The organism is Pontibacter sp. HJ8 (assembly GCF_054824225.1).
Genome location: NZ_JSYF01000607.1, coordinates 1 through 2,583, shown reverse-complemented (window position 1 = coordinate 2,583; position 2,583 = coordinate 1). Strand labels below are relative to the sequence as shown.

The window sequence follows — 2,583 nt, the reverse complement described above, 5'->3', positions numbered from 1 at the left end:
CGGACGCTACTACTGCATCATAACTCCTTGAGCTGCTTCCTGAGTGTATAACAGGAAAATTTAAATCATAAATGAGTCGGCATCGAAGATGGACTAGCTATAGATTTTATGCGGTGCCAGTCTTCAAAAAACAGGCGTCTCTTCCTTGTAAGTGCTGAACAAGGGCAGCTTGATGGTGAACTTTGAATACTCTCCCTCCTGCGTCTCCACTTCCAACTCGCCTCCATGCCCCTTGGTGATGATGTCGTAACTGATAGATAAACCCAGGCCTGTGCCCTCACCAGTTGGCTTGGTAGTGAAGAAAGGCTGGAAGATCTTTCCTAGTATTTGTTGAGGTATGCCCATACCATTATCCTTTACTGATATCTCTACTGCATTTTTTAATTTCCTAGTAGTTACTTCCAACATTGGCTCAAATGCGTCCCTTAGTTGTTTCTTCTTCTCTACAATGGAGTAGAAAGCATTATTGTAAAGGTTAAGCAGGACCCTTCCCATCTCTTCGGGAGCCACCTCCACTTTGCCTATGCTGTCATCGAAGCAAATTATAAACTTAACATTGAATGTTCTGTCCTTCGCCCTTATGGCATGGTAACTTAGGCGGAGGTACTCGTCGGCCAAATTATTGATTTCAATGAGTTCTTTGTGGTCGGTGCCTATCCTTGAGTGCTGCAACATTCCCTTGACAATGCCACCGGCACGCCTTCCATGTTGATGTATTCTTACTTCATTTGCCTTGATATCCCTGGCCAGTGCGATAGCACCTTCTGTGGCTCCTTTATTTAACTCCTGTAACATTTCTTCTATCAATTCCTGGTTAGCCTCTGAGAAATTATTTACAAAGTTGAGTGGGTTCTGGATTTCGTGGGCGATACCGGCGGTGAGTTCACCAAGTGAAGCCATTTTCTCCTTATGAATCAGCTGTGCTTGCGTGGCTTTCAGTTCCTGCACCGTATTCTGTAGGGTATCATTGGTGGCAGCCAAGGTAAGGTTGGCCCTCCTTAGCTTTTTTGTCGTCCTGGATAGGTGTTTAACCATTTTATTAAACGATTTGCCTAACTCTCCAATCTCATCCCCGGAATCAGTCTTTACTCTTGTACTAAAGTCTCCTTCTCCTACTCGTATGGCGGCGTTACGCAAGGCCAGCACCGGGTCAGAAATGTTTTTAGATAGCCAGAATCCGATAACGATGCCTATACTGAACACTATGCCGCTAACCAAAAGCGAGGTGATCTTGATTCGCTCCTTACTAGAGTTTATCGCATCGGTAGAGAAACCTAACAGTATGGCACCATTCATCATGGAGCTTGCAAAAGGAGAGCGCTTAACTATGATTGTTTCATCTGTTACAGCAGTAGAGCCATAGGTGTTATTCTCAGGGTAAGTTTTAAACAGCTTTTCGCTGATGGTATATGACGTATGGGTATCATTCCAGATCGTATCTGTTTGCAGCATACTAATGAACTCCAGCCGCGGATCACCTTTCACGAACTCCAAAGCGGTTTGAACACCCTCAAAATTCTGCTCTGTAATAGCTATTTTGACACCTAATGAAACCGTGTTGGCTAAGTTCTGTACTTCGTTGTTATAATTATGCAAAAGGAGCTTTGCCTGCTGGTCGGGGAAGTAAAACAGCGTGAAGAAAGAGAACATTAATACGATAGTAGCAACTGTGAGCCATATTTTGGTTTTCAAGGTCATGGTCATCTGCCACTTCTTTCTATTTTTATTCTATATGTATAAGCGTCATACTTGCCACCTGTATGCCTAAATAGTTTCTTTCCTGTCAATTGTGAGTCTCCTCACGTTGGGTGAACTGACAGCTTTGTTAGTGATACCGATTGAGCCAGGGTTATGAGAGACAAATTCTTCCAATTCAGTAACAGAGTTGAAGAAATACGGAGCGGATGCCTTTCCTTGGAAGACCAGGGCAAGCCAATGTTTGTTTAACTCGTCTGGTTTCATGTCAAACACAACTTTGCAGATTGTTGCTCCAAGTGTATTGTTGGTTTTGATCAATGCGATCACGACTTTCGTTCCATTGCTCCAACGCTGCTTTTCCCCCATAAGCACTGACTGTAATTCATTGAAAGACAAAGCGGCAGGCGCCCCGTCTTGATTGGCAATAGCAGCAAGAGTATCTTGAGCACGTGCCTGCGGTGCCGTTAACAAGATCAGCAACAAGACCAGAAGTCCGGCCATGTTATACTTGAGGATTTTATATATATTTTCCATTAGAAACCAATGGCGAATTGGGTTGATACTGTATTCACAGGCGAAAACATCTCTGAACGATGGTGTTGGTACTCTAATTTGATAACAGCAAGATAATTTATTTGGTACCTTATTCCTGCCAAATAGGAAGACGTGTTATTCTTATGAAATCCCAATTCCCCTTCCTGAAAACGGAGGTTATCATAGCGTATATAAGGTATTATCTTTTCAGTAGCTTTATAACCTGCATAGATATAGGAAGATAGGGATTTGCGCGTGCCGGTGGAGTCTGTATGGGTGACTCCAGCCATACTTTCAACCAACAACTCAACATTATTGCCAAAGCTGGCAATAGAAGCGGTCACTAAGTTT

Annotated in this window: 3 protein-coding genes; all 3 read right to left on the bottom strand. The window is 43.2% G+C overall.

Annotation, left to right across the window (positions count from 1 at the left end; genetic code table 11):
• Positions 1 to 123 precede the first annotated feature (123 nt).
• Positions 124 to 1,692: a sensor histidine kinase gene (locus OB13_RS19985; RefSeq protein ID WP_461491949.1), complete on the bottom strand. Its 1,569-nt coding sequence runs from the start codon at positions 1,690 to 1,692 to the stop codon at positions 124 to 126.
• 72 nt (positions 1,693 to 1,764) lie between these two features.
• Positions 1,765 to 2,232 carry a hypothetical protein gene (locus tag OB13_RS19980; RefSeq protein ID WP_461491948.1) on the bottom strand — a complete coding sequence of 156 codons (468 nt, stop codon included), beginning with the start codon at positions 2,230 to 2,232 and terminating at the stop codon, positions 1,765 to 1,767.
• On the bottom strand, positions 2,232 to 2,583 hold a 352-nt coding region (locus OB13_RS19975; RefSeq protein WP_461491947.1), incomplete at its 5' end, for a hypothetical protein. The genes OB13_RS19980 and OB13_RS19975, both read right to left, overlap by 1 nt.

Bases quoted from the DNA above. Each gene is read 5' to 3' on its own strand.
- OB13_RS19980 (WP_461491948.1), bottom strand. From the start codon at position 2,232: ATGGAAAATATATATAAAATCCTCAAGTATAACATGGCCGGACTTCTG.